The sequence below is a fragment of the Streptomyces sp. H39-S7 genome, from assembly GCF_027158205.1.
In the GTDB taxonomy this organism is placed as follows: Bacteria; Actinomycetota; Actinomycetes; order Streptomycetales; family Streptomycetaceae; genus Actinacidiphila.
The window spans coordinates 1-26746 of the sequence record NZ_JAPVLU010000004.1 but is presented as its reverse complement, the minus strand read 5'-3'; the positions used below and the strand labels follow the sequence as shown (position 1 = coordinate 26746).

The window sequence follows — 26746 nt, the reverse complement described above, 5'->3', positions numbered from 1 at the left end:
GGGTCCGGCCGGCGTCGTGTCAGTGGCCGATCCTCAGCGGCGGGCGCGCAGCAGCGTACGGAACGTCCGCATCGCGACCGACAGGTTCGCGAGGTCGAACTCCTCCGAGCCCTGGATCTCCTCGAGGGTGGTCCTGGCGCGGCCGATGAGCGCCGCGTTCTGCTCCTCCCACGCCTTGAAGCGCTGCTCCGGCGTGGAGGTGCCGTTCCCGGCGGCCAGCACGTCGGCGGTGAGCGAGGCGTGCGCCGCGAAGAGGTCCTCGCGGATGGCCGCGCGGGCCATCGACTGCCAGCGGTCGGCCCGCGGCAGTTCGATGATGCGGTCCAGGAGCTGGGTGATCCGGAGCCGGTCGGCGAGGTCGTAGTAGACCTTGGCGACCTCGATCGGGTCCTTGCCGGAGCGGTCCGCGACATCGACGATGTCGAGGGCCGGGAAGGCGGAGGAGAAGCCCGCGACCCGGGTGGCCAGTTCCGCCGGGACGCCCGCGGCGGTCAGCTCGTCGTAGATGTTCTGGTACCACTCCAGATCGGCGCCGCGCGTCAGCTTCGGCAGCTCCGACCAGACGGTGGCGACCCCGTCGCGGAAGAACTCGATGGTCTCGGCGATCTCCAGCGGCTGCGGCCGGTTGTTGAGCAGCCAGCGCGTGGCGCGCTCGACGAGGCGGCGCGAGTGCAGCCTGATGCGGGTCAGGACATCGGCGGCCACGACGTTGTCGAGCGCTTCGACATCGTCCCAGATCCGGGAGAGCCCGAAGATCGCGCGGGCCGCGGTGTGCGCCCTGACGATCTCCTCGCCGGTCGCGCCGATCTCCTCGCGGAAGCGGTGCAGGAAGGTCGTGCCACCGGTGTTGACGGTGTCGTTGACCAGCATCGTCGTGACGATCTCACGGTGCAGCGCGTGGTTCTCGATCTGCGGCGCGAACCGCTCGCGCAGCGGCCGGGGGAAGTAGTCGTGCAGCAGCGTGCGCAGGTACGGATCCTCCGGGAGGTCGGTGTGGATCAGCTCCTCCGCGACGGTGATCTTCGTGTACGCCATCAGCACCGACAGCTCGGGCTGGCTCAGGCCCTGCCCGTTGGCGAGGCGCTCGCGGATCTGCCGGTCGGTGGGGAGGAACTCCAGCGCCCGGTCGAGCCGCCCGTCGCGCACCAGCTTGCGCATAAAGCGCTGGTGGGCGTGGAGCAGGCTGGAGGCCTGTGCCATGCCGTTCCCCAGGGCGACGTTCTGCGCGTAGTTGTTGCGCAGCACCAGGCCGCCGACCTCGTCGGTCATCGCGGCGAGCAGCGTGTTGCGCTGCTTGACGGTCAGATCGCCGTCCGCGACCACGCTGTTGAGCAGGATCTTGATGTTGACCTCGTGGTCCGAGGCGTCCACGCCGGCGCTGTTGTCGATCGCGTCGGTGTTGATCCTGCCGCCGTTGAGGGCGAACTCGATCCGGCCGAGCTGCGTCAGGCCCAGGTTGCCGCCCTCGCCGACGACCTTGACCCGCAGGTCCGCGCCGTCGACGCGGATCGCGTCGTTGGCCTTGTCGCCGACGTCGGTGTGCGACTCGGTCGAGGCCTTGACGTAAGTGCCGATGCCACCGTTCCAGAGCAGGTCCACGGGGGCCTGGAGGATCGCCTTCATGAGGTCGGCGGGCGTCATCTTGGCGACGTTCGACTCGATGCCGAGCGCCTTGCGGACCTGCGCGTTGATCGGGATGGCCTTGGCACTGCGGGGGTGGATGCCGCCGCCCGCCGAGATCAGCGAGGTGTCGTACTCCGCCCACGAGGAGCGCGGCAGCTCGAACATCCGGCGCCGCTCGGCGAAGGAGGTGGCCGCGTCGGGGGTCGGGTCCAGGAAGATGTGCCGGTGGTCGAAGGCGGCGATCAGCCGGATGTGCTCGCTGAGCAGCATCCCGTTGCCGAACACGTCGCCCGACATGTCGCCGACGCCGACGACCGTGAAGTCCTCGGTCTGCGAGTCGTGGCCCATCTCGCGGAAGTGCCGCTTGACCGACTCCCAGGCGCCCTTGGCGGTGATGCCCATCTTCTTGTGGTCGTAGCCGACCGAGCCGCCCGAGGCGAACGCGTCACCCAGCCAGAAGCCGTAGCTGACGGCGACCTCGTTGGCGATGTCGGAGAAGGACGCGGTGCCCTTGTCCGCCGCGACGACCAGGTACGTGTCGTCCTCGTCGTGCCGGACGACGCCGTTGGGCGGGACGACCTCGCCGCCCACCAGGTTGTCGGTGATGTCGAGCAGGCCGGAGATGAAGGTCTTGTACGAGGCGATGCCCTCGGCCAGCCACGCGTCACGGTCCACCGCCGGGTCGGGCAGCCGCTTGCCGACGAAGCCGCCCTTGGCGCCGACCGGCACGATCACGGTGTTCTTCACCATCTGCGCCTTGACCAGGCCCAGCACCTCGGTGCGGAAGTCCTCGCGCCGGTCGGACCAGCGCAGGCCGCCGCGGGCGACCTTGCCGAAGCGCAGGTGGACGCCCTCGACCCGCGGTGAGTAGACCCAGATCTCGAACGCCGGGCGCGGCGCGGGCAGGTCCGGGATCGCCTGCGGGTCGAACTTCATCGACAGGTAGCTGTGCCACTGCCCGTCGTCACGGCGCTGGAAGTAGTTGGTGCGCAGCGTCGCCTTGATGAGGGTGAGGAAGGAGCGCAGGATGCGGTCCTCGTCCAGCGAGGCGACCTGGTCGAGCGCGCCGTCGAGCTCCTCCAGAAGGCCGTCGGTCAGCTCCTTGCCGGCCCGCTGGTGGTCCGGGGACATCCGGGCCTGGAAGAGGTTCACCAGCAGCCGGGTGGTGTGGACGTTGGTGCAGAGGGTGTCCTCCATGTAGTCCTGGCTGAAGGTGGAGCCGGCCTGCCGCATGTACTTGGCGTAGGCGCGCAGCACCATGGCCTGGCGCCAGTTCAGCCCGGCGCGCAGCACCAGGGAGTTGAAGCCGTCGTTCTCCGCCTCGTCGGTCCAGGTGGCGGCGAACGCCTCCTGGAAGCGCTCGCGGGCGTCGTCGCCGAGATCGCCGAGGGAGGGGTCGAGCCGCAGGCCGAAGTCGTACACCCAGGCGCGGGTGTTGTCGGTGCGGCGCAGCTCGTAGGGACGCTCGTCCACGACCTCGACGCCGAGCTTCTGCAGTACCGGCAGGACGGCGGAGAGCGAGACGGGCGCGCCGGTGCGGTAGATCTTGAAGCGCCGCTCGCCGGGGGCCGCGCCGACCGGCTCGTACAGGCTGAGGGTGAAGTCGCCCTCGGGCTTGAGCCGTTCGATGTGCTGGAGGTCCGCGACGGCCGAGCGGGGGGTGAAGTCGGCCCGGTAGCCGTCGGGGAAGGCCTGGGCGTAGCTGCGGGTCAGTTCCGCGGCCCGCTCCTCGCCGCACTCGGCGGTGAGCGCCTCGCCGAAGCCGTCGGCCCAGGAGCGGGCGGCCTCGACGAGTCGGGCCTCGATCCGGTCGATCTCGGACTCGGTGAGGTCGGTCAGGGGCGTGCCGGGGGCCACGCGGACGACGAAGTGCAGCCGGGAGAGCACCGATTCGGTGTTCCAGGCGGTGAAGTCGACGCTGTGGCCGTTCAGCTCGTCCTGGAGGATGTTGGTGAGCCGCAGCCGCACCGCCGTGGTGTAGCGGTCGCGCGGCAGGTAGACCAGCGCGGAGTAGTAGCGGCCGTACTCGTCCTGCCGCAGGAACAGCCGCAGCCGGCGGCGCTCCTGGAGGTACAGCACGCTGGTGACGATGGAGCGCAGCTCGTCGGCGGGCGTCTGGAACAGCTCGTCGCGCGGGTAGGTCTCCAGGATCTGGAGCAGGTCGCGGCCGTCGTGGCTGTCCGGGGTGAAGCCGGCGCCCTCCAGCACCTCCTCCACCTTGCGGCGGATCACCGGGACGCGCCGTACCGACTCGGTGTACGCGGCGGAGGAGAACAGGCCCAGGAAGCGCCGCTCGCCGATGACGTTGCCCTCGGCGTCGAACTTCTTCACCCCGACGTAGTCGAGGTAGGAGGGCCGGTGGACGGTGGAGCGGCTGTTGGCCTTGGTGAGGATCAGCAGTTTGTGCTCACGGGCCTTGGCGCGTGCGTCGACCGGAAGCCGGTTGAACGAGGGGGAGCCGGGGTGGGTGCCGTCGTCGCCGTGCTGGGGGTCGGAGCGCAGGATGCCGAGGCCGGTGCCGGGCACCGCGGACAGGACGTCCTCGCCGCTGCCGTCGGGGCCGGCGGCGGTGGTCAGCTCGTACTCGCGGTAGCCGAGGAACGTGAAGTGGTCGTCGGCGAGCCAGCGCATCAGCTCCCAGGCCTCGCTGACCTCCTGCTCGGGCAGCGGCGGCGGCGTGGCGGCGAGCTCCTCGGCGATCCGGATCGTGGCCTCGCGCATCTTCGTCCAGTCCTCGACGGACTCACGGACGTCGGACAGCGCGCCGCGCAGCTCGGCGGTGATCTCCTTGAGGTCGTCGCGGTCGGTCTCGCGGTCGATCTCGACGTGGATCCAGGACTCGGTGAGCGCGTCGTGCGGCAGCTTCTCGGGGGCGACGCCGTTGTCGTGCACCCCGCAGCCGGAGTCGATGATCTCCAGCAGCTTCCCCGTCAGGTCGCGGCGCACCACGATCTGCGGGTGGACCACCACGTAGATCGCGCGGTTCGCCTGGGACAGGGCGTTGGTGACCGAGTCGACGAGGAAGGGCATGTCGTCGGTGACGACCTCGACGACGGTATGGCTGCAGTTCCAGCTGTTCTCTTCGACTGTCGGGGTGTGCACCCGGACATTCGCGGTGCCCTGCGGCCGCAGCTCCGCGAGGCGGTAGTGGGACAGCGCCGCACCGAACACGTCGACCGGATCGCGATCGAGCAGGTCCTCCGGTGCCGTGTGGAGGTAGTAGCGCTGGAGGAACGCGAGCAGCGCCTCTTGGTCGAGGCCCTGGCCCGGGTGTCCCCCGGCCGGGCTGTTCTCAGCTACCCGGGCCGCCCGTGTGAGCAGCTCGGCCTTGGCTTCGTCCAGCTTGGTCTGCATGTCCTCTGACTCCTGTCGCGCGCCGTTGCGTGACGTCGGGTGATGGCGCGGCGTCCCGGTGCGCGGGTTCACCGCTACGGGACGACGCTATGCCGGGATACAGGGGGGCCGCGCCGTTGTTCACGGATCGAACCCGCCCGCATGGATCAACGCTGATCACGCAGTAAGGCTATCGCTCCGGCCGGGGGGGCTGTCAGGGGACGCCTCTGTACAAATACCGGACGGATTGTTGGACCAAATGGACAGCGCGCAAACAGCTGTGTTTCCGATTCGCTGGGGCCCGGTCACCGTCTGATCCGGCAGCGTCATCGGTGGTTTCCCGGCCCCGTCATCACGCGGTGAGCCGACGGGCGGCCTCGACCGCCTCCGCCAGCGAATCCACCACCGGCACCCCGGCCGCCGCCAGGCTGACCCGGCTGTGCGAACCGCCGGTGTACAGAACGGCGTGGGCGCCCGCGTGGGCGGCCGCCAGCGCGTCGTCCACCGCGTCGCCGATGACGACGACGCGATCGGGCGCGACACCCTCCAGCGCGGCGAGGTGGCGGACCATCTGCGCGGCCTTGCCGCCGCCGGACGGCCCGGTCGCACCGTCCATCCGGACGAAGTGCCGCTCGATGCCGTGGGTGCGCACGATCGGTATCAGGAGGTCGTGCGGGGCGAGCGAGCAGAGCGACTGCGTCAGCCCCGCGCGCTGCTGGGCGGCCAGCAGTTCGGCCGCGCCCTCGGCGAGCCCGCAGTTCCCCGCCCGCTCCCAGTAGTGACGGTGGAACGCCTCGTCCATCACCAGCCACTCCGCGTCCGTGGGCAGCCGGCCGATCAGCCGCTCGTAGAACTTCGGCACCGGCACGCAGTACAGCTCGCGGTAGCGGTCCATCGTGATCGGGGACAGGCCGAGCTCGGCGAAGGAGGCGTTCGTGGCCTCCAGCACCGCGTCGATGTCGTGGAAGAGGGTCCCGTTCCAGTCCCACACCAGATGCGCGTTCACATCCACGACGGTACCCGCCGGATACGACAGCCCGGCGGGCACGACGGCCAGGCGGTCACGGCGGGCAGGCGGTCACGGCGGGCAGGCCTCGGGTGGTCCGGCCGGGGCGCGGGGCCTCAGCCGATCAGGTTGGGGATCTCCTGCGTCGCGAACCAGAGCAGTTCGTGGTCCTCCGCGCCGTCCACGGTGAACCGGGCGTCGTCGTCGCCCGCGTCGGCCGCGCCCAGCGCCAGCGCGGCGGCGGTCACGTCCTCCTCCGCGTCGTCGGCGTCCAGGTGCACGGCGGCGGCGTCGCGCATCGACACCGCGGCGGCCAGCCGGACCTCACCGAGGGCAGCGGAGTCCAGCCCGCGGTCCGGGTCGAAGGAGACGGCCGACTCCGGCACGTCCACCGCGAGCACGACACGGCGGCGCGGGAGGCCGGGGGAGACGGCGAGCTGCCGGAGCGACGCCCCGGCGGCCCGGGTCAGAGCCGCGTACTCCAGCTCCTCGATGTCGTCGGACACGTACCACTCGCGGAGGCCGGGGGTGACCGCGTAGGCGTCCAGCGGTGCGGGACCCAGCTCGCCCGCCTTGTGGGCCTCGGCCAGGCCGGGCAGGGTCGTGGGAATGTAGACGCGCATGCCGGTCAGCATACGTGCGGGACGGCTTCACCACGCGGATAGGTGAACCGGCCGCCCCCGCCCCACCCCGGCGGATTCCGTTGCCCGCCGCCCCCGGCCCCCCGTACAACCGGGTTACCGAACGGTAGAAACCGAGGCCCGGGACACCCTGCGGCATTCGGCCGAACCGGCGGATCCCGTCAGCACCGCACCACGGGGGTACCAGCATGGCCGTCACCTCACCCGCGTCCGCCCGTCCCGGCCCGGCCCGAGCGGCCCGCAGGTCCGGCCCGCCCGACCGGCACGACCACCGGCGCCCGCCGGTCCGGGCCGGCCGGACGGCAGCCGTTCCGCCGCACCTGTGGTTCGCGGGCCGGCTGCTCACCGTCCTCACCGGCAGGCAGCCCATCAGCTGCCTCGCCGGCCGGGTCCGCGGACCCGCCTACGACCGGCTCTGGGAGCTGGTGAACTCGCGCGCCGACTGGCGGCTCCGGGCCGGCGGGGAGGCACCGTACGTCCACAGCTGCCAGGTCGCGCGGCAGCACGACGGCGCCCTGGAGGTGACGGCCGTCGTCTCCCTGGCCCCGGACGCCTTCCGCGCCATCGCCTTCCGGCTGGAACGCGGCCCGGCGGTGGGATCCGGCGGGGGCGTCTGGCGCTGCACCGCGGTCGAGGCCCGCTGAGGGGGGTGGGAACGCGGCCGGGGCCGGACCCCCGCGCTGGGAGCCCGGCCCCGGCCGGTGACGTGTCGTGCCGCGGCGTCGTGCGTGCCGCGCCCGCGCTACTTCTTGCGGCGCTTGCCGCCCTTGGCGGCCTTGCGGCGCTCCGCGCGGGTCTGGCCGTCCGTTTCGGAACCGCCGCCCTCGTTCTCGAAGTCGCCCTCGACGACACCGCCCTCGCCGTCCACCGAAGGGGCGGAGAAGTGCAGCCGGTCCGGGCGCTGCGGGGCGTCCAGGCCCTTGGCGCGGATCTCGGGACGGGCGTCCTTGACGAGCGACGGCGCCGTGTCCTCCACCGGGACCTCCTCGACCTGCTGCTCGACCTGGACGTCCAGGTTGAACAGGTAGCCGACGGACTCCTCCTTGATGCCCTCCATCATGGCGGTGAACATGTCGAAGCCCTCGCGCTGGTACTCGACCAGCGGGTCGCGCTGCGCCATGGCGCGCAGCCCGATGCCCTCCTGGAGGTAGTCCATCTCGTAGAGGTGCTCGCGCCACTTGCGGTCCAGCACCGACAGGACCACGCGGCGCTCCAGCTCGCGCATGACGTCACCGGAGAGCTGCGCCTCGCGCTCCTCGTACTGCTCGGTGATGTCGTCCTTGACCGTCTCGGCGATGAACTCGGCGGTGATGCCGGCCCGGTCGCCGGCCGCGTCCTCCAGGTCCTCGACGGTGAGCTTGATCGGGTAGAGCTGCCCGAAGGCGTTCCACAGCCGGTCCAGGTCCCAGTCCTCGGCGAAGCCGTCCTTCGTCTCGGCCTCGATGTACGCCTCGATCGTGTCGTCCATGAAGTGGCGCACCTGCTCGTGCAGGTCCTCGCCCTCCAGGACGCGGCGGCGCTCGCCGTAGATGACCTCGCGCTGGCGGTTGAGCACCTCGTCGTACTTGAGGACGTTCTTGCGGATCTCGAAGTTCTGCTGCTCGACCTGCGACTGGGCCGACGCGATCGCCCGCGTCACCATCTTGTTCTCGATCGGGACGTCGTCCGGCACATTGGCCATCGACATCACGCGCTCGACCATCTGCGCCTTGAACAGGCGCATCAGGTCGTCACCCAGGGAGAGGTAGAAACGGGACTCACCCGGGTCGCCCTGACGGCCGGAGCGGCCGCGCAGCTGGTTGTCGATGCGGCGGGACTCGTGGCGCTCGGTGCCCAGCACGTACAGGCCGCCGAGCTCCTTGACCTCTTCGAACTCGGCCTTCACGGCCGCCTCGGCGCGCTTGAGCGCCGCCGGGAGGTCCGCGGCCCACTCCTCGACGTGCTCGACCGGGTCCAGGCCGCGCTGGCGCAGCTCGGCCTCGGCGAGGTCCTCGGGGTTGCCGCCGAGCTTGATGTCGGTGCCACGGCCGGCCATGTTCGTCGCGACGGTGACCGCGCCCTTGCGGCCGGCCTGGGCGACGATGGACGCCTCCCGGTCGTGCTGCTTGGCGTTCAGCACCTCGTGCGGGACACCGCGCTTGGACAGCTGCGCCGACAGGTACTCGGACTTCGCGACCGAGACGGTGCCGACGAGGACCGGCTGGCCCTTCTCGTGCTTCTCGGCGATGTCCTCGACGACGGCCGCGAACTTCGCCTCTTCGGTGCGGTAGATCAGGTCCGCCCGGTCCAGGCGCGCGAGGTCGCGGTTGGTCGGGATCGGGACGACACCCAGCTTGTAGATCTGGTGGAACTCGGCGGCCTCGGTCATGGCCGTACCGGTCATGCCGGAGAGCTTGTCGTAGAGGCGGAAGAAGTTCTGCAGGGTGATCGTGGCGAGAGTCTGGTTCTCGTCCTTGATGTCCACCCCTTCCTTCGCCTCGATCGCCTGGTGCATGCCCTCGTTGTAGCGGCGGCCCGCGAGGATACGGCCGGTGTGCTCGTCGACGATCATGACTTCGCCGTCCATGACGACGTAGTCCTTGTCGTTCTTGTAGAGCTCCTTGGCCTTGATCGCGTTGTTCAGGTAGCCGACGAGCGGGGTGTTCACCGACTCGTAGAGGTTGTCGATGCCGAGCCAGTCCTCGACCTTCGCGACGCCGCTCTCGTGGATGGCGACCGTGCGCTTCTTCTCGTCGACCTCGTAGTCGCCGGTCTCCTCGACGCCGATGCTGCCGGCCTCGCCCCGGTTGAGCCGCTTCACCAGGCGGGCGAAGTCGGCGTACCACTTGGTCGCCTGGTCGGCCGGGCCGGAGATGATCAGCGGGGTACGGGCCTCGTCCACGAGGATCGAGTCGACCTCGTCGACGATCGCGAAGTTGTGGCCGCGCTGCACCAGCTCGTCCTTCGACCACGCCATGTTGTCGCGCAGGTAGTCGAAGCCGAACTCGTTGTTGGTGCCGTAGGTGATGTCGCAGTTGTACATCTCGCGGCGCTGCGCCGGCGACATGTTCGCCAGGATGCAGCCGACCTCCAGGCCGAGGAATTTGTGCACCCGGCCCATCCACTCCGAGTCACGCTCGGCGAGGTAGTCGTTGACCGTGATGAGGTGGACGCCCTTGCCGGAGATCGCGTTCAGGTACGCGGGAAGGGTGCCGACCAGGGTCTTGCCCTCGCCGGTGCGCATCTCCGCGACGAATCCGAGGTGGAGGGCGGCACCGCCCATCATCTGGACGTCGTAGTGGCGCTGGCCGAGCACGCGCTTGGAGGCCTCACGGACCGTTGCGAACGCCTCGGGGAGCAGGTCGTCCAGGGTCTCGCCGCCCTCGAACCGCTCCTTGTACTCCTCGGTGAGGGCCCGCAGCTCGGCGTCCGTCAGATTGACGAAGTCCTCTTCAATGGAATTGACCTGGTCCGCGATGCGGTGCAGCTTGCGCAGGATCTTGCCTTCGCCTGCACGCATGAGCTTGTTGAAGACGGACACGTAGGCTGGCTCCTTGCCGGTCGGGCCTGGCACGTAATCTCGCGCTGGGCACAGCGGGATGCACTCCGCCGCAACGGCCATCGTAAGCGAGGACACCTGCGGGCCGGGAGGTCCGTCAGCACACCGGTCCTTCGTCACCCCGCGTAGTGCTACAAATCGCTTTTTCAACGGGCCCGGCGGTCGGTGATACTCCCGCCATGGAGCCCATCACCCTCACGACCGAACGCCTCGTCCTGCGCACGCTGCGGCCGGACGACGCCGACGCGGTGTACCAAGCGTGCCAGGACCCCGAGATCGCGCGCTGGACCAGCGTCCCCGCCCCGTACACGCGTGAGCACGCGGCGGATTTCGCGGGTCAGGTGAGCGCCCAGGGGTGGGCGGACGACATCCTCTACAACTTCGGCGCCTTCACCAGGGACGCCGGCACGCTGGTCGGATCCATCGGCCTGGTGCGGCTCGGCAAGCTCGGGCCGCCCGACCACCAGGCCGAGCTCGGCTACTGGGCGGTCAAGGAGCAGCGCGGCCGCGGGTACACCGCGGAGGCGGGCCTCGCGGTGTGCCGGTGGGCGTTCGCCGACCTCGGCGTGGAGCGGATGGAGTGGTACGCGGACGCCGGCAACGAGGGGTCGCGGGCGGTCGCCCGCAAGATCGGCTTCGTGATGGAGGGCACCCTGCGCGCCAAGATCGTCCACACCGGGACGCGGCGGGACTGCTGGTCGGGATCGCTGCTCCCCTCGGACCTGGGCCTTCCGCTGGCGACTCCGTACCTGCCCTTCCCCGGCGAGTAGCCCCTTCCCCCCTTCCCCTTCCGGCGGGTGGATCGCCGGGGGTCCCCGGGCGTTGTCAGTGGCGCGTTCTAGGCTCTCCGGCATGACACCGCTGCCACCCCCTGTAGCCACCCTGTCCGCGGACGACGCCCGCCGGATCGCTCTGCGGGCGCAGGGCCTGCTCGGCGTGCCGGACCGGCGTGCGGGGGTCCGCGGCGTGCTGCGCGCGCTCGGGGCGGTCCAGCTCGACACGATCTCCGTCCTGGCGCGGTCGCACGAACTCATTCCGTACGCCCGGCTGGGCGCCGTGGGCCGGGAGGCCATCGAGAAGGCGTACTGGACGGAGTCCCACGCGTTCGAGTACTGGTCGCACGCCGCCTGCATCCTGCCCATCGAGGAGTGGCCGCACTTCGCCTTCCGGCGCCGCGCCCGGCGGGACAAGGGCCACCGCTGGCACGTGCTGGAGGACGCGGACCGCTCGTGCGGCGCCGTGCTGGACCGGCTCAAGGCCGACGGGCCGCTGACGTCCACGGAACTGGGCGGCGCCAAGAACGGCGGCCCGTGGTGGGACTGGTCGGAGACGAAGATCGCGGTGGAGTGGCTGCTCGACACCGGCCAGGTGGTCTGCACCGAGCGGCGCGGCTGGAAGCGCGTCTACGACCTGGCGGAACGTGCCGTTCCCGCCGACCTCCTGCACGACGACATCGAGGACGCCGAGTGCATGCGGCGGCTCGTGGCGCAGGCCGGGGCGGCGATGGGCGTGGCCACCCGCGCCGACCTGGCGGACTACCACCGGCTGAAGGGCGAGCAGGTGATGGCCGTGATCGGGGACTCGGGGCTGGTCCCGGTCGAGGTCGAGGGGTGGGGGAAGCCCGCCTGGGCCGACCCGGTGGTGCTGGAGGCCGAGTCCGCCGCGAAGCGCGGCCGGCACCGCACGACGCTGCTCTCCCCGTTCGACTCCCTGGTCTGGGACCGGCCGCGCACCGAGCGGATCTTCGGGTTCACGCACCGGCTGGAGGCGTACGTGCCCAAGCCGAAGCGTGTCCACGGCTACTTCGCGATGCCGCTGCTGGCGGGCGGGAACCTGGTGGGCCGGGTGGACCCGGCGCGCGAGGGCAGCACCCTCGTGGCCCGGCAGGTGACGCTGGACGGCCCGAAGGCGGTGCAGCCGGCGGCCGATGCGATCGCCGAGGCGGCCGGCTGGGTCGGCTGCGACGAGGTGCGGGTGGAGCGGGTACTGCCGGAGACGCTGCGGGAGCCGCTGGCGGACGCGCTGCGTCTGACGCACGACCGCCGCTGACCGTCACCCCTCGCCCGGCGTCCGCCGCGCGAGGCCGGGGGCGTCGTCGCGCGGGCTACCGGATCTCGAGGATCTTCTCGCGCATGGCGTAGACCACCGCCTCCATCCTGGAGTGCAGCTGCAGCTTCTCCAGGATGTTGCGCACGTGGTTCTTCACGGTGTTCTCGCTGATGAACAACTGCTTCGCGATGTCACGGTTGTTCAGGCCGGTCGCCACGAGCTTGAGCACTTCCAGCTCCCGGTCGGTGAGCCGCGGCGCGGGTACCAGGCGCCGCTCGTCAGTGCGCTGGATCATCGACTTGAACTCGGTGAGGAGCTTCGACGCCATCGAGGGACTGATCTGCGACTGGCCGTCGGCGACCGCGCGGATGGCGGTGGCGACCTCGTCCGTGGAGATCTCCTTGAGCAGGTATCCCGTCGCGCCGGCCTTGATCGCTTCGTAGAGGTCGGCCTCTTCATCGCTTATCGTCAGCATGATGATCTTGGCGCTGGGGGCGACCTCCTTGATCGAGGTACAGGCCTCGATACCGCCGCGCCTGGGCATCCGGACGTCCATCAGCACGATGTCGGGCAGCAGGTCGGCGGCCTTCTCCACCGCCTCGGCGCCGTCCCCCGCCTCGCCGATGACCTGGATGTCCTCCTCCTGGGCGAGGACGATCTCCAGTCCCCTCCGGAACAGGGCGTGATCATCGACAACCAGTACCCGAATGGGCTCCTTGCGGGGCGCCTCCAGGTGGTCCCTCGCAGGGGCGTGCCCCTCGTCGCTGATGTCTGCGGGCTCGAAGCTGTCCGGCATCAGATCCTCCCCCTCAGGCCAGAGTTGGCAGCATGACCCATGCTTTCACGACTGGGGCCTGTCCGGTGCTTTCCCGGCCGGGGGCCGCCCAGGACGCGGCGCCGCCCCCGAGGAAGAAGTTCTCCGGGGACGGCGCCATCCGTAGGGCTGTGCGGTGGGGAAAATCAGCGGCGAAGCGCGCCGCCCGCGCCTGAGGGCGCCTCCTCGGCGGACGGGTCCGCCTTCAGGTGAAGGACTCCGTAGTCATAGCCGTGCCGCCGGTAGACGACACTCGGCGAGCCCGTGTCGGAGTCGATGAAAAGGTAGAAATCGTGCCCGACCAGCTCCATCTCGTAGAGGGCCTGGTCGAGCGCCATCGGCGCGGCGGCGTGCGTCTTCTCACGCACCACCAGCGGGCCGTCCCCCTGTACCTCGAGCGGCCCGATCCGGGTCGTCGGTACGGCGTCCTCCGCGGCCGGTGCCGGCGCCGAGCCGTTCAGCTCGCCGGTCAGCGAGGCTGTGGCCTGGGCGACGCTGACAGGCGTGCGCCCTCCGCCATGGTGCACCCGGCGCTTGTCGGCCGCCTTGCGAAGACGTGCTTCCAGCTTGGCCACCGCGAGGTCGAGCGCGGCATACGGATCGGCCGCAGAGGCCTCGGCTCGCACCACGGGGCCGCGGGTGTTCAGTGTGATCTCCACCCGGTCGGACCGGTCCGACTGGCGGGGGTTGAGCTCTTTGGACACCTCGACGTCAAGACTGATCACCTTGCCATCGAGCTTCTGGACCTTGTCCAGCTTCTCGGTCACGTGCTTACGAAACCGATCAGGCACGTCGGTCTTGCGGCCCTTGATGACGATGTCCACTCAGAACTCCGTTCCGGATCGCTCCGAACACGCGGAGCGCATCCCAATCGCCTAGGCCGGCCGGGCACCTGTCCCGTCCGGCGCTGCGTCAGCTGCTGCTTCTCCTGCCCCGAAATTCGCCGGAGCCACCGAAGCCGCGGCTTTCACCTCCTTCTCCCCCACCAGCAAGATCAACACCCCATGGTGTTCACCTTGCCTCACAACCGAACATAGTCCTGGAGTGCGGAGGTCGGCATCCCCAGCATCGGTATACCTCCGTTCGGGTGAACGCCCGGCTGTACTAGCTGCAACGATGTGTTCCAGGCCAAAGTTCCGTTTCCAGCGGCCCCGCGACCACCGCCGCACCGGCGATCCGGCCACCCGCCGCCTCCACCGCCCGCGCCGCGGCGGCCAGTGACGCCCCGGTCGTCATGAGGTCGTCCACCAGCACCACCGGAGCCACCGCCAGCAGCCCGCGGCCACCCTGCGCGGCCACCAATGCTCCCGACAGGTTCTCCAGCCGCTCGGGCCCGCTCAGCCGCGTCTGGTCGGCGACCGCCCGCCGATGGCGCAGCACCGCGGCCACCCGGGCCCGCCGGCCCGACCGCCGCAGTTCCGCGGCCGCGCACCGCGCGATCCGCCGGGTCGCGTCGTGTCCCCGGGCCGCGACCGTCCGCCGCGCGGAGGGCACCGGCACCAGTAACAAAGGCCCCGCCGCGCCCACCTTGAGCACCGCCCCGGCCAGTGCCGTGCCCAACGGCCGGGCCAGTCCCAGCGCGCCGCGCTCCTTGTGCGCCAGCACCACTGCCCGTACCTCGTCCGCGTAGACCGCCGCGGCGTGCACCACCGGCAGCCCGCCCGGCGCCGGATCCGGCCGCAGCCGCCGCACGGCCGCCCCGTCCGGCGAGCCCAGCAGCTCTCCGCACCCGCCGCACAGCGCCGTGCGTGGCCGACCGCATCCCGCACAGTCGACCGGCAGGACCAGCCCGGCGAACTCCGTCCACCACGCCCGCATGGCCACCACTGTGCCCGCTGCGGGGGCCCTCCACCAGACCCCCTGCCCAGCCTGTGGAAAACCCTCGCGGAGGGTCCGCCATCAGGGTCGCGCCGAGCCCGGTGTCAGCCCGGGTAGACCGGCCCGATGCCCTTCGCGGCGACCTGCTTCCAGTTCGCGTCCTGCGCCAGGAGCCGGTAGATACCGCCCTTGTACGCCGCCAGCAGCGGCTTCGTCTGATCCTCCGACGCCGCCACCGAGGCCGCGTCGCTGATCCCCGGCAGGGCGGACGTCGACGGCAGTGAGCCGTCCGTGTTCATGTACTGGATCTGCTGGAGTCCGCCCGACTCGGTCCCGACCACCAGCAGCCTGCTGCCGCCCGCCCAGGACGCGGCGGTGACGTCCTCCAGTTGCGGAGTCACACCCTTCAGCGCCGTCACGGTGATCACGGGCACCTCCGCCGTCCCGCCCCGCTCGATCCGGCCGAGCTTCAGCGACGTCCGGTTGCCCTTCTTGACCAGCATCGCGATCCGCGTCCCGTCCGCCGCGACGCGCAGCGACTGGATCCGTGCGTCGCCCAGATCCGGCACCACCACCTCGCCGGCGTCCCCCGCGCCGTCACGCAGCATCAGCAGCCGGGACCGCGAGCCGTCGCGGTCGGCCACCCACAGGTTTCCGTACCCGTCCCAGCTGGGCGCGCTCAGGCCGTCGTTCGCGGCGTGCGCGGTGCTGGTCAGCACCACCCTGCCGGGATCGGACGAGCCCTTGGAGATGTTCGCGACGACCAGGTCACGGCCACCGGCCCTGACCCCGGCCGCGTACTGCTCGTCCCGCTTGACCGCGGCCGACACCAGTTTCGCGGTGGCCCCGCCGAGCACGCCCGGCACCGGGTCCGCCATCAGACTGTTGTCCTCGGGCAGCGAGACCAACTGCTGGTGGTCGTCGATGAAGAACTGCCGGGGCGACGCCCCGCTCAGGGTCTCCGGCAGATACGGCTTGGCCCGCTCGTCCGACAGCGTGCACGCCGAATCACCATTCGCGCGCTGCACCTCCACCGAGGTGATCTTCGTCGCCGACTGGCTCTGTGCCGTGGGCAGCAACTGCGCCGCCAGCCGCTGGCACTGCGCCGCGCCCATCCGGTCCGCCATCGAGTTCAGCCGCACCCGCAGGTGCTGCGCGTCGTCGAGCGAGACCCCGTGGTCCCCGTCCTTGTTGTAGAGCGCAACGCCCTTGGGCGCCTCGGAGCGCACCACGGGAGCGAGCCAGTCGGTCGGGCCGCCGAGCATCGCCGAGACCGCCGACTCCAGCGAATTTATCCGTCGCCGCAGATACACCGGGTCGGCCACCAGCGTCGACGCGCCCGCGCCGGGCGTCCCGAGGTTGGCGAAGTAGTACATGTTGACGGAGTGGTAGATCCGCTGGAAGTCGGACTCGGTGAGCACCAGTCCGTTGTCCACCCAGTCGATCCGCCACTCGTTCTTCTCCTTCACCAGCTGGAAGGAGGTGTGGAACGCCGTTCCGTCACCCGAGGTGTAGGCGCGCTTCTCGTCCACCGCCGCGACCTGCGTACCGTTCAGCCCGAACGAGTGCAGGCCCTCCTTGCGCGCCGTCCCGGACTGCTCCTCGACCGGTGACGGGCCGCCCGACAGGACCGTGATCTTCGCGAACGGGTCCCAGCGCTGGGCCATCGACGTCGTCAGGTACTCCTTGGCCGTCGCGTACTCGGCCTCGTCACTGGTCGTCGCCTCCAGGAAGCCGCGCACGATCTGGTCGGGGAACTCCCCGGGCTGCGGCTTGATCCCCAGCACCTGCACCTGCTGGTCCGAGTCGGCGCTCTGCTCACCGGCGACCTTGTGCACCTCACCGCTGCCCGGCATCGAGGCGCAGCCGGCGAGCAGCACCGCGCACACCACCGGCACCCACAGCCGGGCCTGCCGACCGCCCCTTCGGGCGTGCCGCTCCCCCATCGCCCGCATCAGCGTTCGTCCTCCCGTACAGAGTCTCCCGGGGCGCCCGACTCGTGCCCCACCACCCGCGACCCGTTCCCGGGCAGCGCCGCGGGGTCCGCGGACGGCGGGCGCGCCGGGGCCGACGGCATGGGCGGCAGCGCCGGCGACAGCGGTGACGTCCGCGGCATCGGCGGGGCGTCCGGACGCGGCGGCGTTCCGGAGGCGTTCAGGCCGCGATTGCGGCGCGAGTCCTCGGGTTCCAGCGCGATCGGTGAGCCGCGCAGGCTCTCGCCGGCCGTACGCGGCAGCGTCATGCGGAACTGCGAGCCACCGCCGGGCTCGCCCCACGCCTGCAGCCACCCGCCGTGCAGCCGGGCGTCCTCCACCGCGATCGACAGGCCGAGGCCCGTTCCGCCGGTGGTACGGGCCCGCGCCGGATCGGCGCGCCAGAACCGGTTGAACACCCGGGTCGCCTCACCGGGCTTGAGTCCCACGCCGTAGTCCCGCACGGCGATCGCGACCGCTCCGTCGGCCGTCGCCAGCCGGATCACCACATCGCGGCCCTCGCCGTGCTCCACGGCGTTGACCACGAGGTTGCGCAGTACGCGCTCGACGCGGCGCGGGTCGGCCTCCGCTATCACCGGCTGCTCGTCGCCCCGGACGATCACCCGGCTGCCCTTGCGCTCGGACAGCGGCTCGGCGGCGTCCACCACCCGCCGCACCACGTCCCGCAAGTCGATCGGCTCCGCCGACAGGTCCGCGGCGCCCGCGTCGAACCGGCTGATCTCCAGCAGGTCGGAGAGCAGCCCCTCGAACCGGTCGAGCTGGCTGCCGAGCAGTTCCGCGGAGCGCGCGGTCACCGGGTCGAAGTCCTCGCGGGCGTCATGGATGACGTCCGCGGCCATCCGGACGGTGGTGAGCGGTGTCCGCAGCTCGTGCGAGACGTCGGAGACGAATCGGCGCTGCAGCCGGGACAGCTCCTCCAGCTGCTGGATCTTGATCTGCAGCGTCTGCGCCATCTTGTTGAAGGATTCGCCGAGCCGCGCGATGTCGTCCTCGCCCGAGACCTTCATCCGTTCCTGGAGCCGCCCGGCGGCGAGCCGCTCGGAGATCCCTGCGGCCATCCTGACCGGCGTCACGACCTGGCGGGTGACCAGCCAGGCGATGGCCCCGAGCAGCACCACGACGAAGATCCCCGCGGTCGCCAGCGTGCGCTTGACCAGGCCGAGGGTCGTCTCCTCCTGATCGAACGGGAAGAGGTAGTACAGCTGGTACGGCTTGCCGTTCACGTCGCTGAGCCGCTTGCCGATGACCAGCGCGTTCTCCGGGTGCGGATTGTTCTCCCGCTTGATCGTCGCGTAGGTCTCGCTCGATCCGGAGCGGGTCTCCACGCTGTCGCGCAGGTCCTGCGGAATGCTGTCGTCGGGCAGCACCAGGCCCGAGGTGCGCGGACCGCGGGCATCCGCCCCGTCACCCGTCCCGGGGCTGAGCGCGACGACCGAGTAGACGCCCTTGCCACCACTGGCGAGCTGGCCGACCAGGTTGTTCAGCCACGTACCGGAGTCGATCATCCCGCGGGTGGTTCCGCCGCCCGCGGCCGGGACGACGTCCCGCTCCTTCTCCTTGTCGGCCTGCGCCTGCGCCACGGAGAAACCGCCGCTGGCCTGGCCCCGGGACGCCTGCTCCTTCGCGTCGAGCAGGCCGTTCTTCACCTGCCCGATGACGACCACGCCCAGCAGCAGCACCACACCCAGCGACATCAGCAGCGTCACCGCCACCACCCGCAGCTGGATGTTGCGCCGCCACAGCCGGACAGCGGGCAGCAGCGGGCGGCGTGCCCAGCGCACGCACGAGCGCAGCACCGGCAGCAGACCGCTCAGTGGGTCCGCGTGCCGGCTCTCCAAGCGCTCACGCTCGTACGACGCCGACATGTCAGCCCGGACCGGCCTTGTAGCCGACGCCACGGACGGTCACCACGATCTCGGGACGCTCAGGGTCCTGCTCGACCTTGGAGCGCAAACGCTGGACGTGCACGTTGACCAGTCGGGTGTCGGCCGCGTGGCGGTATCCCCACACCTGCTCCAGCAGCACCTCTCGGGTGAACACCTGCCAGGGCTTGCGGGCCAGCGCGACCAGCAGGTCGAACTCCAGCGGCGTCAGCGCGATGGGCTGGCTGTCCCGCTTGACGGAGTGGCCGGCCACGTCGATGACGAGGTCGCCGATCGCGAGCTGCTCGGGCGTCGGCTCCTCCGCCCGCCGCAACCGGGCCCGGACGCGTGCGACCAGCTCCTTCGGCTTGAACGGCTTGACGACGTAGTCGTCGGCGCCGGACTCCAGACCCACCACGATGTCGACCGTGTCGCTCTTCGCGGTGAGCATGACGATAGGTACCCCGGACTCCGCGCGGATCTGCCGGCATACGTCGATGCCGTCCCGACCCGGGAGCATGAGATCGAGGAGAACCAGATCAGGCTTGGTCTCCCGGAAAGCGGCAAGGGCCTTGTCACCGTCTGCTACGAACGACGGCTCAAAACCTTCACCACGCAGCACGATGCCGAGCATCTCGGACAGTGCGGTGTCGTCATCGACGACCAGGACTCGACCCTTCATTGCATCATCATCCCATTGTCGTAACCGTTTGATCGACCAGCGTGTTAATAGTCACCCCGTCCATGGGCGTGTCTCTGCAGGTCAGCCGCCGACCTGCGGTATCGCGCACTGTCGAAAAATGGCCTGCGGATGACTTCGGTCCTGCGCAGAGACGCCAGTGCGGGATCTCGCCACTGTCGGTGAAACCGTACGCCAGAGCCCGTGAAACAGGTTACGCAGCGCAAGCGCGCGACGGCCCCGGCCGTCACTCCGCGCGGGAACCGCACATCACCCTGAGTGCGTCCGCCGTGACGGGCGAGACGACGCCGCGCTCCGTGACGACGGCCGTGATCAACTCCGGCGGTGTGACGTCGAACGCCGGGTTGTACGCCCGGGCGCCGAGCGGCGACCCCAGATCCGTCACCTCATGGCCCGGCCGCTGCTCCACCTCGATGGAGGCACCGTCCGGGGTCGCGAGGTCCACGGTCGTGCTCGGGGCCACCACGATGAACGGCACGTTGTGGTAGCGGGCGAGCACCGCCAGCGGGTAGCTGCCGATCTTGTTCGCCGTCGAGCCGTCGGCGGCGATCCGGTCCGCACCGATCAGCACCGCGTCGACCTCGCCCGCCGTGAAGAGCGAACCGGCCGCGTTGTCGGTGAGCACCGTGTACGGCATGCCGGCGCGCGCCGCCTCGTACGCGGTCAGCCGGGCACCCTGGAGCAGCGGACGGGTCTCGTCGACCCACAGCCGGCGCAGCTCACCGGACCGGTGCACCGCCAGCACGACGGCGAGCGCCGTTCCCTCACCGCCGGACACCAGTGCCCCGGTGTTGCAGTGCGTCAGGATGCGGTAGCCGCCCCCCGGCGCCAGCTCCGCCAGCAGTTCCGCACCGCGGCGGGCCATGGACGCACTGGCCGCCGCGTCCTCCGCGTGCAGCGCACGGGCCTCGGCGAGCACGGCCGCCGCGGCCGCCTCCAGGCCCTCGGGCACCGCCGCCCGGTACGCGTCCACCGCCCGGCGCACCCCGTACGCCAGATTGACGGCGGTCGGCCGGGCCCCGGCCAGCAGATCGGCCGCCTCGTCCACGTCATAGCCGCGCGCCGCGGCGAGGGCCACCCCGTAGGCCCCGGCCAGCCCCAACAGCGGTGCGCCACGCACCGCGAGGTCACGGATCGCCTGCACCAGCGCCTGCACATCGGTGCAGGTCAGCTCCACTTCCTCGCCCGGCAACCGGGTCTGGTCGAGGAGCACCAGCACCGGTCCTTCCGGCGGCTCCTCCCATCGGAGCGCGGGAATGCCGTTGGCCACCGGTATCGAGAACTGATCACCCATCCGCCCAGTCTGCCCTGCCGAGCCCCACCGGCGGCAGCCCATGGCACGATGGCCAGCACACTGAACGCAGGCGAAGGGGCAGCAGCGATGAACGACACTCCGGGCTGGGCACCGCCCGGATCCTCCGACTCCGACGAGCCGGAGCGCGGTGACAGTCCCCAGACACCGCCCCCACCGCCCACGGCTCCGCAGGACGCGCCGCCGAACTGGTCCAAGCAGCAGCCCCCGCCCAACCAGTGGTCCGCTCCGGCGGGCGGCGGTTGGGGCAGCCCGCCTCCGCCGCCCCCGCACCCCGGCCCCGGCCCCGGCTGGGGCGCCCCGGGCGGCTGGCAGGCGGCACCCTGGGGCAGGCCCCCGGCGGCCAAGCCCGGCGTGATCCCGCTCCGCCCGCTGGGCGTCGGCGAGATCCTCGACGGCGCGGTCTCCACCATGCGCGCCCACTGGCGGGTCGTGCTGGGCATCTCGCTGGCGGTCGCCCTGGTCACCCAGGCCGTACTCGTCGTCGTCCAGGGCCTGTTCCTGACCAACGACTCCGACTTCAACCGCGTGCAGAAGGATCCGAACGCGACCGCCGGGGAGATCCTGCGCTCGGCCGGCGGCACCCTCGCCGGCTCCGGCGCCGCGGCCCTGATCAGCCTGATCGCCATGATCTTCGCGACCGCGATGCTCACCATGGTGATGAGCCGCGCGGTACTGGGACGCCCGGTCACCACCGGCGAGGCCTGGCGGGACTCCCGTCCCCAACTGCTGCGGCTGCTCGGGCTGACCCTGCTGCTGCCCCTGATCGCCCTCCTGATCATCGGAGTGGCCACCGTGCCGGGCATCGTGGTCATCGCCCTGGGAGCCGAGGGCGGCGGCATCGCCCTGGCCGTGCTCGGCGGCCTCGCCGGCTGCGCCGTCGCGGTCTGGATGTCGGTCCGCTGGAGCCTGGCCTCCCCCGCGCTCATGCTGGAGAAGCAGGGCGTCATCACGTCCATGAAGCGCTCCATGAAGTTGGTGCGCGGTGCCTGGTGGCGGATCCTCGGCGTCCAACTGCTGGCCTGGCTCCTGACCACCATCGTCTCCAGCACCATCCAGGTCCCGTTCGCGCTGATCGCCGGAGTCATCGGCGGAGACGGCGCGAGTTCCTTCATCTCGGAGAACGCCGACCTCGGCTGGACCTTCCTCATCATCAGCGCCATCGGCGGCGTCATCAGCACCGCCATCACCCTCCCCATCAGCGCGGGCGTCACCGTCCTGCTCTACATGGACCAGCGCATCCGGCGCGAGGCCCTCGACATCGAACTGGCCCGCGCCGCAGGCCTCCCCGGCTACGGCGGCACCGGGACCCCGGACCGCCCCACTCCCGAGAGCTGACCCCAGGTGTCGGGGGACGCACCGGTCATCACCCCGCGCGACGCCGCCCGCGAAGCGGCCGAGCACGAGCTGTCCAAAGGGATCTACCACCAGAACGACCCGAGCCTGTTCCAGCGCGCCCTGGACTGGCTCTGGGACAAGGTCGCCGACCTCCTGTCGGCAGCCTCCGGCGCGACTCCGGGCGGCGGGGTGGGGCTGCTGGCCATCGCCCTCGCCGTCGTCCTGCTGCTGGTCGCCCTGCGGTGGCGGCTCGGCGCGGTGCGCCAGGCCTCCACCGGCGGGCCCGGCCTGTTCGGCGACCGCACCCGCACCGCCGCCGAACACCGCACGGCCGCCGAACAGCACGCCGCCGCCCGCAGATGGACGGAGGCGTCCCAGGAGCGGATGCGCGCCCTCGTCCGCTCGCTGGAGGAACGGACCGTCCTGGACCCGCGCCCCGGCCGCACCGCCGACGAAGCTGCCGCGGACGCCGGCCGTGCCCTGCCCGACCACGCCACCGCACTGGGCGACGCCGCCCGGCTCTTCGACGACCTCACCTACGGCGGCCGCACCGGCACCGAGCAGACGTACGCGCTCCTTCGCGACCTCGACGGCCGGCTGCAGCGCGCCAAACCGCAGTTCGCCGACGCCGGGGACGTCCGCCCATGACCACTCCCCCTTCCACGGCACCCGCCCCGCCGGACACCTCGCCCGCCGGTTCGCCCCCCGACGCGGTCGACCGGGCACCCGACACCTCGCTCTCGCCCACCGCCCGCCAGCTGTGGACCCGCTCGCGCGCCCTCCTGGCGGCCGCACTCGCCGTGCTCATCTTCGGCATCGGCTACGCCGCGCTGCGCTCCGGCCAGAGCCACGGAGCCCTGGACCCCGGCTCCGCCGACCCCGCGGGCAGCCGCGCCGTCGCCCAGCTCCTCGCGGCGCAGGGCGTCACCACCACCGTCGTGACCACCACCGACGAAGCCACCGCCGCGCTCGGCAGCGACACCACCCTGCTCGTGACGGTCCCCGATCTGCTCACCTCCCATCAGCAGTCCCTCCTCCGCAGCGCCACGGAACGGTCCGGCGGCCGTACCGTCCTCCTCTCCCCCGGCCCGTCCGCGACCGAAGCGCTCGCCCCCGGTGTCCAGGCGCTCGCGCCCACCGACACCCGGACCCTCACCCCGCAGTGCTCGCTGCCCAGCGCCACCCGGGCGGGCGACGCCGAACTCGGCGGCGTCGAGTACGCGACCTCCGTCGCCGGCGCCGACAGCTGCTACCCCAGCGGCGGCCACCCCACCCTGGTCCGGCTCCCGGCCGGCGGCAACGGTGACACCGTCGTCCTCGGGTCCGCCGAACTCCTCACCAACGACCGCCTCGACGACCAGGGCAACGCCTCCCTCGCCCTGCAACTCCTCGGCGCCCACCCCAGACTGGTCTGGTACCTCCCTTCCCTCGGCGACACCTCCGCCCTCGACGGAGAGCGCAAGAGCTTCTTCGACCTGATCCCCGACGGCTGGAGCTGGGGCCTGCTCCAACTCCTGATCGCCGCCGTCGTCACCGCCCTCTGGAGGGCCCGCCGGCTCGGACCCGTCATCGCCGAACGGCTCCCCGTGGCGGTGCACGCCTCCGAAGCCACCGAAGGCCGCGCCCGCCTCTACCGCCGGGCCAACGCCCGCGCCAGAGCCGCCGAAGCACTGCGCCAGGCCACCCGCGACCGGCTCGCACCGATCGTCGGCAGCTCCCCGGCACCGGACCCCGAAGCACTGACCGCAGCCGTCGCCGCCCTCCTCGACGGCCCCGGCACCGACGGGCCCCACCTCGACCCCGGCGCGCTCCTCTACGGCCCGCCCCCTTCCGACGACGCGTCCCTGCTGCGCCTCGCCGACGACCTCGACGCCCTTGAGCGCCGCATCAACTCCACAGAGAGGCACGCAACTCCGTGAGCGCCCCGACAGCCGACAGTGCCCGCACCTCCCTCGAGGCCCTGCGCACCGAAATCGCCAAGGCCGTCGTCGGCCAGGACGCAGCAGTCACCGGCTTGGTGGTCGCCCTGCTGTGCCGAGGCCATGTCCTCCTGGAAGGCGTCCCCGGAGTCGCCAAGACCCTCCTGGTCCGAGCCCTGGCGGCGTCGCTCCAACTGGAGACCAAGCGCGTCCAGTTCACGCCCGACCTGATGCCCGGTGACGTCACCGGCTCCCTCGTCTACGACGCCCGCACCGCCGAGTTCTCCTTCCAGCCGGGCCCGGTCTTCACCAACCTCCTGATCGCCGACGAGATCAACCGCACCCCGCCCAAGACCCAGGCCTCCCTCCTCGAAGCGATGGAGGAACGCCAGGTATCGGTCGACGGCACCCCGCGCCTCCTCCCCGACCCCTTCCTTGTCGCAGCCACGCAGAACCCCGTCGAGTACGAGGGCACCTATCCCCTCCCCGAAGCCCAACTCGACCGATTCCTGCTGAAGCTGATCCTTCCGCTCCCCTCCCGCGCCACCGAGATAGACGTCCTCACCCGGCACGCGGAAGGCTTCAACCCCCGGGATCTCGCGGGCGCCGGCCTCCGTCCCGTCGCAGGCGCCGACGACCTCGAAGCCGCCCGCTCCGCCGTCGCCAAAACGTCCGTCTCCCCCGAGATCACCGGCTACATCGTCGACCTCTGCAGGGCCACCCGAGAATCCCCCTCCTTCACTCTCGGTGTGTCACCGCGCGGTGCGACCGCCCTGCTGGCGACCTCCCGCGCCTGGGCCTGGCTCACCGGCCGCGACTACGTCACCCCTGACGACGTCAAGGCCCTCGCCCTGCCCACCCTCCGCCACCGGGTGCAACTCCGGCCCGAGGCCGAGATGGAGGGCGTGACGGCCGACTCGGTCATCACCGCGATCCTCGCCCACGTCCCCGTGCCCCGCTAGGCCGGCGGGAACAGCCCATGGCCCTCACCGGACGCACCGCCCTTCTCGCCGTACTCGGCGCCCTCGTCGTCGGCGTGCTGCTCCCCGGCTGGAGCGGCATCCTCGCTGTCGAAGGCGTCCTTCTCCTCGGAATCCTGTGCGATCTCGCTCTCGCCGCGCCAGTGCGAAAGCTCCATTTCACTCGAATCGGTGACACATCCGTTCGACTCGGTGACACCGCGAACGTCACGCTGACCGTCACCAACCCGGGCCGCCGCCCGCTGCGCGCCCTGCTGCGCGACTCCTGGCCGCCCAGCAGCTGGCATCCGGGCAGCGAAGCGGACGCGTCCCGGCACCGGTTGACGGTCCCGCCGGGCGAACGCCGCCGCGTCACGACCGTGCTGCACCCCACCCGCCGCGGCGACCGCCAGGCCGAACGTGTCACGGTGCGCTCCCACGGCCCGCTGGGCCTCGCCGCCCGCCAGGGCTCGCACAGCATCCCGTGGACCGTCCGCGTGCTCCCGCCCTTCACCAGCCGCAAACATCTGCCCTCGCGACTGGCACGACTCCGCGAACTCGACGGCCGCACCTCGCTCCTGACCCGCGGTCAGGGCACCGAGTTCGACTCGCTGCGCGAATACATCCCCGGCGACGACACCCGCTCCATCGACTGGCGCGCGAGCGCCCGCCGCACGACCGTCGCCGTACGGACCTGGCGTCCGGAGCGCGACCGCCACATCCTCATCGTGCTCGACACCAGCCGTACCTCGGCGGGCCGCGTCGGTGACGCCCCCCGCCTCGACGCCGCCATGGACGCCGCACTCCTGCTCGCCGTCCTCGCCGGCCGGGCCGGCGACCGCGTGGACCTCCTCGCGCACGACCGCCGCATCCGCGCCTCCGTCCAGGGCCGCAGCACCACCGAGATGCTTCCGGCCCTCGTCAACGCGATGGCGCCGATCGAACCCGAACTCGTGGAGTCCGACGCCAGGGGCCTGGTCGCCGCGATCCTGCAGCGCGCCCCCCGCCGCTCCCTCGTCGTCCTGCTCACGGGCCTCGACGCGGCCCCCATGGAGGAAGGCCTGCTGCCGGTCCTCCCCCAGCTCACCCATCGCCACGAAGTCCTCGTCGCGTCCGTGGCCGACCCTCACATCGCGGAGATGGCCCGCGGCCGCGGCACGCTGGACAGCGTCTACGCGGCAGCGGCCGCGGAACAGTCCCGCGCCGAACGCCGCCGCACCAGCCGCCGCCTCTCCCGCCACGGCATCACCGTCGTGGACGCCCCTCCAGCTGACATCGCCCCCGCGCTGGCAGACGCGTACCTGGCCCTGAAGGCAGCCGGCCGCCTGTAGGACCCGCCCCGGGACCTGCTCACCACCCGCGGGCTCAGTCCCGGCGGCTGGAGGACCTGGCCGCGCTGCTGGCCGTACTCGGCCAACGGTTCGGCCTCGAGCTGTACGAAAAACACGGGGCCCTACTGCAAGAAATCGCAGGCCAATGCAAAGAAGCCCCCAGGCATTAGCCTGGGGGCTTCTTCTCAAAGATTGTTCGGCGGCGTCCTACTCTCCCACAGGGTCCCCCCTGCAGTACCATCGGCGCTGAAAGGCTTAGCTTCCGGGTTCGGAATGTAACCGGGCGTTTCCCTAACGCTATGACCACCGAAACACTATGAAGTTAACCAACCGGATACTGACACGGTTCGTTACTTCAGAACTACACAGTGGACGCGAAGCAAAAATAGTTAGACAAGCCCTCGGCCTATTAGTACCAGTCAGCTCCACCCGTTACCGGGCTTCCACATCTGGCCTATCAACCCAGTCGTCTACTGGGAGCCTTAACCCCTCAAAGGGGGTGGGAATAC

19 protein-coding genes and 2 rRNA genes are annotated in these 26746 nt (G+C 71.1%); 8 read left to right on the top strand and 13 right to left on the bottom strand.

Annotated features, from left to right (window positions below):
• Positions 1-33: 33 nt before the first annotated feature.
• From O3X23_RS05060 to O3X23_RS05050, 3 genes are all read right to left on the bottom strand, one after another.
• The gene (locus tag O3X23_RS05060) at positions 34-4977 is read right to left on the bottom strand and encodes an NAD-glutamate dehydrogenase (RefSeq protein WP_269269895.1); all 4944 of its coding nucleotides are present in this window, start codon (positions 4975-4977) and stop codon (positions 34-36) included.
• A gap of 331 nt (positions 4978-5308) precedes the next feature.
• The gene (locus O3X23_RS05055) at positions 5309-5962 is read right to left on the bottom strand and encodes an HAD family hydrolase (protein ID WP_269269894.1); all 654 of its coding nucleotides are present in this window, start codon (positions 5960-5962) and stop codon (positions 5309-5311) included.
• Positions 5963-6078: 116 nt separating this feature from the next.
• Positions 6079-6585 carry a DUF6912 family protein gene (locus O3X23_RS05050; RefSeq protein WP_269269891.1) on the bottom strand — a complete coding sequence of 169 codons (507 nt, stop codon included), beginning with the start codon at positions 6583-6585 and terminating at the stop codon, positions 6079-6081.
• 206 nt (positions 6586-6791) lie between these two features.
• Here O3X23_RS05050 and O3X23_RS05045 point away from each other — a divergent pair, with 206 nt between their 5' ends.
• Positions 6792-7247 (top strand): Rv3235 family protein, encoded by a 456-nt coding sequence (locus tag O3X23_RS05045; protein WP_269269890.1) that lies wholly within the window; start codon positions 6792-6794, stop codon positions 7245-7247.
• Between the two features lie 98 nt (positions 7248-7345).
• On the opposite strand, the gene secA is transcribed toward O3X23_RS05045, so the two are convergent.
• Positions 7346-10123 carry a preprotein translocase subunit SecA gene (gene secA, locus O3X23_RS05040; RefSeq protein ID WP_269269889.1) on the bottom strand — a complete coding sequence of 926 codons (2778 nt, stop codon included), beginning with the start codon at positions 10121-10123 and terminating at the stop codon, positions 7346-7348.
• Positions 10124-10320: 197 nt separating this feature from the next.
• Between secA and O3X23_RS05035 the strand changes: the two genes are divergently transcribed.
• Both O3X23_RS05035 and O3X23_RS05030 read left to right on the top strand, forming a co-directional pair.
• Positions 10321-10911, top strand: coding sequence for a GNAT family N-acetyltransferase (locus tag O3X23_RS05035; RefSeq protein WP_269269888.1), 591 nt, complete (start codon positions 10321-10323; stop codon positions 10909-10911).
• A gap of 82 nt (positions 10912-10993) precedes the next feature.
• Positions 10994-12190 carry a winged helix-turn-helix domain-containing protein gene (locus O3X23_RS05030; RefSeq protein WP_269269886.1) on the top strand — a complete coding sequence of 399 codons (1197 nt, stop codon included), beginning with the start codon at positions 10994-10996 and terminating at the stop codon, positions 12188-12190.
• A gap of 55 nt (positions 12191-12245) precedes the next feature.
• On the opposite strand, the gene O3X23_RS05025 is transcribed toward O3X23_RS05030, so the two are convergent.
• The 7 genes from O3X23_RS05025 to mtnA form a co-directional block, all read right to left on the bottom strand.
• Positions 12246-12986 (bottom strand): response regulator, encoded by a 741-nt coding sequence (locus tag O3X23_RS05025; RefSeq protein WP_138358878.1) that lies wholly within the window; start codon positions 12984-12986, stop codon positions 12246-12248.
• A gap of 164 nt (positions 12987-13150) precedes the next feature.
• On the bottom strand, positions 13151-13828 hold the full coding sequence (gene hpf / locus O3X23_RS05020) for a ribosome hibernation-promoting factor, HPF/YfiA family (RefSeq protein ID WP_269269885.1): 678 nt from the start codon (positions 13826-13828) through the stop codon (positions 13151-13153).
• Positions 13829-14108: 280 nt separating this feature from the next.
• Positions 14109-14822 (bottom strand): ComF family protein, encoded by a 714-nt coding sequence (locus tag O3X23_RS05015; RefSeq protein WP_269269884.1) that lies wholly within the window; start codon positions 14820-14822, stop codon positions 14109-14111.
• 104 nt (positions 14823-14926) lie between these two features.
• Entirely contained in the window at positions 14927-16777 is a 1851-nt protein-coding gene (locus tag O3X23_RS05010; RefSeq protein ID WP_269269882.1) for an LpqB family beta-propeller domain-containing protein, read from the bottom strand.
• Positions 16777-18681 carry an MtrAB system histidine kinase MtrB gene (gene mtrB, locus O3X23_RS05005; protein ID WP_269269881.1) on the bottom strand — a complete coding sequence of 635 codons (1905 nt, stop codon included), beginning with the start codon at positions 18679-18681 and terminating at the stop codon, positions 16777-16779. Before mtrB ends, O3X23_RS05010 begins: the two co-directional genes overlap by 1 nt.
• A gap of 1 nt (position 18682) precedes the next feature.
• Complete coding sequence (gene mtrA / locus O3X23_RS05000) at positions 18683-19360, bottom strand: two-component system response regulator MtrA (protein WP_269269880.1); 678 nt, start codon at positions 19358-19360, stop codon at positions 18683-18685.
• Between the two features lie 244 nt (positions 19361-19604).
• The gene (mtnA, locus tag O3X23_RS04995; protein WP_269269879.1) at positions 19605-20672 is read right to left on the bottom strand and encodes an S-methyl-5-thioribose-1-phosphate isomerase; all 1068 of its coding nucleotides are present in this window, start codon (positions 20670-20672) and stop codon (positions 19605-19607) included.
• 87 nt (positions 20673-20759) lie between these two features.
• On the opposite strand from mtnA, the gene O3X23_RS04990 reads away from it, so the two are divergent.
• From O3X23_RS04990 to O3X23_RS04970, 5 genes are read left to right on the top strand one after another with little or no spacing between them, the layout of a single operon-like run.
• The gene (locus O3X23_RS04990) at positions 20760-22028 is read left to right on the top strand and encodes a DUF7544 domain-containing protein (RefSeq protein WP_269269878.1); all 1269 of its coding nucleotides are present in this window, start codon (positions 20760-20762) and stop codon (positions 22026-22028) included.
• A gap of 6 nt (positions 22029-22034) precedes the next feature.
• Positions 22035-22676, top strand: coding sequence for a DUF4129 domain-containing protein (locus tag O3X23_RS04985; protein WP_269269877.1), 642 nt, complete (start codon positions 22035-22037; stop codon positions 22674-22676).
• Positions 22673-23947: a DUF4350 domain-containing protein gene (locus O3X23_RS04980; RefSeq protein WP_269269876.1), complete on the top strand. Its 1275-nt coding sequence runs from the start codon at positions 22673-22675 to the stop codon at positions 23945-23947. Before O3X23_RS04985 ends, O3X23_RS04980 begins: the two co-directional genes overlap by 4 nt.
• A complete protein-coding gene (locus tag O3X23_RS04975) occupies positions 23944-24909 on the top strand; it encodes an AAA family ATPase (protein WP_269269875.1) in 966 nt (321 codons plus the stop codon). The genes O3X23_RS04980 and O3X23_RS04975 overlap by 4 nt, the downstream gene beginning before the upstream one ends.
• Positions 24910-24926: 17 nt before the next feature.
• On the top strand, positions 24927-26237 hold the full coding sequence (locus O3X23_RS04970; protein ID WP_269269874.1) for a DUF58 domain-containing protein: 1311 nt from the start codon (positions 24927-24929) through the stop codon (positions 26235-26237).
• Positions 26238-26431: 194 nt separating this feature from the next.
• Here O3X23_RS04970 and rrf read toward each other — a convergent pair.
• Positions 26432-26548: ribosomal RNA gene (gene rrf, locus O3X23_RS04965) — 5S ribosomal RNA — on the bottom strand.
• Positions 26549-26626: 78 nt separating this feature from the next.
• Positions 26627-26746, bottom strand: a 23S ribosomal RNA gene (locus tag O3X23_RS04960); the annotation flags it as partial.

Bases quoted from the DNA above. Each gene is read 5' to 3' on its own strand.
- O3X23_RS05025 (WP_138358878.1), bottom strand. From the start codon at position 12,986: ATGCCGGACAGCTTCGAGCCCGCAGACATCAGCGACGAGGGGCACGCC.
- O3X23_RS05045 (WP_269269890.1), top strand. From the start codon at position 6,792: ATGGCCGTCACCTCACCCGCGTCCGCCCGTCCCGGCCCGGCCCGAGCG.
- O3X23_RS04970 (WP_269269874.1), top strand. From the start codon at position 24,927: ATGGCCCTCACCGGACGCACCGCCCTTCTCGCCGTACTCGGCGCCCTC.
- O3X23_RS05010 (WP_269269882.1), bottom strand. From the start codon at position 16,777: ATGCGGGCGATGGGGGAGCGGCACGCCCGAAGGGGCGGTCGGCAGGCC.
- O3X23_RS05015 (WP_269269884.1), bottom strand. From the start codon at position 14,822: ATGCGGGCGTGGTGGACGGAGTTCGCCGGGCTGGTCCTGCCGGTCGAC.
- O3X23_RS05030 (WP_269269886.1), top strand. From the start codon at position 10,994: ATGACACCGCTGCCACCCCCTGTAGCCACCCTGTCCGCGGACGACGCC.
- O3X23_RS05060 (WP_269269895.1), bottom strand. From the start codon at position 4,977: ATGCAGACCAAGCTGGACGAAGCCAAGGCCGAGCTGCTCACACGGGCG.
- O3X23_RS04990 (WP_269269878.1), top strand. From the start codon at position 20,760: ATGAACGACACTCCGGGCTGGGCACCGCCCGGATCCTCCGACTCCGAC.
- O3X23_RS05035 (WP_269269888.1), top strand. From the start codon at position 10,321: ATGGAGCCCATCACCCTCACGACCGAACGCCTCGTCCTGCGCACGCTG.
- mtrA (WP_269269880.1), bottom strand. From the start codon at position 19,360: ATGAAGGGTCGAGTCCTGGTCGTCGATGACGACACCGCACTGTCCGAG.
- mtnA (WP_269269879.1), bottom strand. From the start codon at position 20,672: ATGGGTGATCAGTTCTCGATACCGGTGGCCAACGGCATTCCCGCGCTC.
- O3X23_RS04980 (WP_269269876.1), top strand. From the start codon at position 22,673: ATGACCACTCCCCCTTCCACGGCACCCGCCCCGCCGGACACCTCGCCC.
- mtrB (WP_269269881.1), bottom strand. From the start codon at position 18,681: ATGTCGGCGTCGTACGAGCGTGAGCGCTTGGAGAGCCGGCACGCGGAC.
- O3X23_RS05050 (WP_269269891.1), bottom strand. From the start codon at position 6,585: ATGCGCGTCTACATTCCCACGACCCTGCCCGGCCTGGCCGAGGCCCAC.